This window comes from Longimicrobium sp., assembly GCF_048594345.1.
Taxonomy (GTDB): Bacteria; Gemmatimonadota; Gemmatimonadetes; order Longimicrobiales; family Longimicrobiaceae; genus Longimicrobium.
The window spans coordinates 1-3,676 of the sequence record NZ_JBMDXM010000220.1; the positions used below are offsets into that span (position 1 = coordinate 1).

The following is a 3,676-nucleotide window of genomic DNA, read 5'->3' on the forward strand; positions in this document are numbered from 1 at the left end:
CCCGCGGCCCCGGGCGCGCCCCGTCCCGCCGCCCCGCGCCCCGCCGCCTCGACGATGACGACGGCGGACGTGGGGAACCTGGACTGGCCGGTGGGCGGGCGCCTGGTCTACAACTTTGGCCGCGCGACGCAGCCCAACGGAACGACCATCCGCTACAACGGCGTGGGGATCGGCGCGGCGGTGGGGTCGCCGGTGCGGGCGGTGGAGGCGGGGACGGTGGAGATGGCGGCGCCGTTCGAAGGGTACGGCCCCACGGTGGTCGTCAGCCACGGCGGCGGCTACTACTCCCTGTACCTGTACCTCAAGGACGTCCACGTCCGCCCCGGCGCGCAGGTCACCAAGGGCCAGACGCTTGGCACCGTGGGCGGCGAGACGTCGCCGGAGGGCCCGCACCTGGAGTTCCAGATCCGCGAGCCGGGCGGCGGCGCGGTGGACCCGGTACGGTGGCTGCGGGGGCGGCGGTAGCGTCATGACGGCCGGCCTCGCCCTTGGCGGCGATGATGCCGTCACGGCCAGACCTCGCCGGGGCGGCGACAAGGCCATCACGGCCGGACCTTGCGCCGGGGCGGCGACGTGGCCATCACGGCCGACCTCGCGCCGGGGCGGCGACGAGGCCACTACGACCGGCCTCACGCTGGGGCGGCTAAAGCCGCGGCTGGAAAGGCCATAAGCCCCGCCCTGGGCTCGCGGAGCTCGCCCGGCGGGGCTTCAACCGCTCGTACGGGCGAGGGCCTGCGCGCCAGGATGCATCAGCGTGCAGACGGCCTTCGGCACCTGTGGAGACACGTCGGCGCCGTTGACGTTTATACCCTCTCCCGTTTGCGGGAGAGGGTGCGAGCCTAAGCGAGCGGGTGAGGGTCCAGCCTCGCGGCGGCAGTTGCAGGCTAGTCCCTATTCCCTGTTCCCTATTCCCTGCAGTTCATGCCCCTCCCCCCCGTCTACGGCCACGCGGACGCGCTGGCGATGCTTGCAGCGGCGGCGCGCATCGGCAACCTGTCGCAGTCGCTCCTGGTGCACGGGCCCGCGGGCATCGGCAAGGAGCGGGTGGCGCTCTGGCTGTCGCAACTGGTGCTCTGCGAGCAGCCGCGCGATGACGGGCCGTGCGGCGAGTGCCGCGCCTGCCGGCAGATCGACCGGCTGGAGCACCCTGACGTCCACTGGTTCTTTCCCCTTCCCCGCCCCGACGCGTCCACGCCCGAAAAGCTGCGCGACAAGCTGGAGGAGGCCCGCGGCGCGGAACTCGCCGCGCGGCGCGCCAACCCGCACCACGTGCCGCAGTTCGAAAAGGCGCCCGCGTACTTCATGGGCACCATCCAGAACCTGCAGCGCCTGGCCTCCATGCGCCCGTCGGTGGGCTCGCGGAAGGTGTTCGTGGTGGGCGACGCGGAGGCCATGGTGCCGCAGGAGTCCAGCCCCGAAGCCGCCAACGCGTTCCTCAAGCTGCTCGAGGAGCCGCCGGCGGACACCACGCTGATCCTCACCTCCTCCAATCCCGGCGCGCTGCTGCCCACCATCCGCTCGCGCGTGCTTCCGATCCGCCTGCTGCGCCTGCCGCCGGAAGACGTGGCGGAGTTCCTGGTGCGCGAGCTGTCGATGGACCGCGCGGAGGCGGCGACGCTGGCCTCCATCTCCGAGGGCGCGATCGGGCGGGCGCTGCGCCTGACGCCGGGCGCGGGCGGCGCGGGGACGGCGCAGCGGCTGCGCGAGATGGGGCGCGACCTGCTGACGGCGGCGCTGGCGGACAGCGAGGCGGGGCGCTTCGCCGCGGCGAACGCGGTGGCACCGTCCGGCGCCCGCGGCGAGTTCAGCGGCGCGCTGGGGGCGCTGGCGCTCTGGCTGCGCGACCTGATGGCGGTGGCGGCGGGCGCGCCGGAATCCGTAGCCTACACCACCCAGGCGGACGAGGCGCTGCTGCGCAAGCTGGCCGCCCGCCCGGGCGTACGCGCGGAGGGCGTGGCGCGCGCCATTCTGCGCGTGCAGGAGGCGCAGGAGCTCGCGTCCGGCAACGTGAACCCGCAGCTGATCCTGGCTGACCTGCTGGGTGGCATTCGCCGCGCGCTGGCGTAGGGGCGTCCGATCGACTCGGCCAAAGGGGGAGCCGGCGGTGTCGATGGCGACCTGCATCGGCAGGCGTATCACCCCGGGGGCTTGACGCGCCATCCGTTTGCACGATGGTCCCTTTCGTGTCCCACCGCCTGTGGAACAGAATCCCGATCCCGGAAAAGATGTCTGACGACCCCGGTTTTACCCACCTGGACGAGACAGGCGGCCCGCGCATGGTAGACGTGGGCGGCAAGGCGGTCACGCGCAGAATCGCCGTGGCGGAAGGCACAATCCGCATGTCGGCGGAGACGCTGGGCGCCATTGTGGCCGGTGACACGCCCAAGGGGAACGTGCTCGTGATCGCGCAGCTGGCGGGAATCATGGGGGCAAAACGGACTCCCGACCTGATCCCCCTGTGTCATTCCATTCCACTCAGTTCGGTGGAGGTGGATGTCAAGGCTGACGAGTCGCTGCCCGGCGTGCGGGTGACGGCGACGGTGGGGGTGGAGGCCAAGACCGGCGTGGAGATGGAAGCGCTCACGGCGGTAAGCTGCGCCCTCCTTACCGTTTACGATATGTGCAAGGCGAGGGACCGCGGGATGGTGCTGGACGGGGTGCGGCTGCTGCGAAAAGAAGGTGGACGGAGCGGCACGTGGGAGGCGGGCCCTGAGGGCTGACCCGGCATATCCCTTGCTCCGTATGTCTCCGACCCGTGCACAACGGAGGCACATCCATGCAGGCACTGATCCTGAAATTGCAGGCCGACGTAGAGGCCCGCAAACAAACCCGGCTGAACCTTTCCGCCACCACCCGCGTGATGCTGGTGGGCGGACTGCTCTTTGTGGGAGCGTTCTTTCTGGGGGTGCAGTCGGCGGACTCGTCGGTGGTGCAGTGGCGGGAAGCGCTCGGCGTGGCGTCGCCGGAAGGCGCCCTCGAGCTTCAGCAGCTGGAGATCGCGCGGCTCAAGCGCATCCACGAGCACTCCTCCAAGTTCGGCATTCCGGCTGACCTGGCGGAGCGGATCGAGGACATCGCGCTGGCCGAGGGGATCGAATCGCACGTGGCGTTCGGGCTGGTGCGGGCGGAGAGCGAGTTCAACCGGCGCGCGGTAAGCCCGGTGGGCGCGGTGGGGCTCACGCAGCTCATGCCGTCCACGGCGCGGTACTTCAAGCGGGGGGTGAGCCGCGAGGCCCTGATGGACCGCGACACCAACCTTCGCATCGGCTTTCGCTACCTGCGCACGCTGATCGAGAAGTACAACGGCAACCTGGAGCTGGCGCTGCTGGCCTACAACCGCGGCCCGGACCGCGTGGACCAGCTGCTGCGCGCCGGGCAAAATCCCAACAACGGGTACGTGGAGATGGTGCTCGGAAAGCGCGACAAGCGCCGCTGACCCTGATCCGTTCGAACTCACGAGAATCGCCCCGCCCGGCACGCGCCGGCGGGGCGATTCGGTTTTCCGGAGCGTCAGCCGACGGAGCGAATCGACACAGGAGGCCGGTTTCCTCCGCGCGAGCCCCGCCTCTATCCCATACCATTTCTCGCAGTTCGTTGTGCAATCAGAGGAACGACGGAAAAACATCACGCGGAGGCGCGGAGGAACTGATGAGGCGCGGAGGCGTTTTGGGCGTTC

4 protein-coding genes are annotated in these 3,676 nt (G+C 70.5%); all 4 read left to right on the top strand.

The features are described 5' to 3' along the window. A partial coding sequence (locus ACOJUJ_RS23250) for a murein hydrolase activator EnvC family protein (RefSeq protein ID WP_420129308.1) occupies positions 1-465 on the top strand: 465 nt, incomplete at its 5' end. Positions 466-921: 456 nt separating this feature from the next. Then, a complete protein-coding gene (locus ACOJUJ_RS23255; RefSeq protein WP_420129309.1) occupies positions 922-2,067 on the top strand; it encodes an ATP-binding protein in 1,146 nt (381 codons plus the stop codon). A gap of 158 nt (positions 2,068-2,225) precedes the next feature. Then, a complete protein-coding gene (gene moaC / locus ACOJUJ_RS23260) occupies positions 2,226-2,720 on the top strand; it encodes a cyclic pyranopterin monophosphate synthase MoaC (RefSeq protein WP_420129310.1) in 495 nt (164 codons plus the stop codon). Positions 2,721-2,776: 56 nt separating this feature from the next. Next, positions 2,777-3,436 carry a transglycosylase SLT domain-containing protein gene (locus ACOJUJ_RS23265; protein WP_420129311.1) on the top strand — a complete coding sequence of 220 codons (660 nt, stop codon included), beginning with the start codon at positions 2,777-2,779 and terminating at the stop codon, positions 3,434-3,436. The last annotated feature ends 240 nt before the right edge of the window (positions 3,437-3,676 follow it).